Here is a 221-nt window from a genome sequence, read left to right as displayed (position 1 = left end):
GCCGGCGTACGGCTACCAGGAGCAGCCGCTCCACCAGGGCGTCCAGGACGCGTACGGCTACCAGCAGCAGCCCGACCCGTACGCCGCCTACCCGCAGCAGGGCGGCTACGACCCGAACGGCTACCCGCCCCAGCCGACCGGGCAGCCCGACTACGGCTGGCCCCAGCAGTCCCCTCAGCCCCAGCAGTCCCAGGCGTCCGACCAGCACGGCGGTGGAGCGC

At 74.7% G+C, this 221-nt stretch carries 1 pseudogene; it reads left to right on the top strand.

Annotated elements, in window-relative coordinates:
• Positions 1-221 (top strand): annotated as a pseudogene (locus tag G3I40_RS08640) (cell division initiation protein); the annotation flags it as partial.

It is taken from the genome of Streptomyces sp. SID14478 (assembly GCF_010548525.1).
GTDB lineage: Bacteria > Actinomycetota > Actinomycetes > Streptomycetales > Streptomycetaceae > Streptomyces.
Note: the sequence above shows the minus strand (reverse complement) of the source record. Positions and strands in the feature narration are given on the sequence as shown.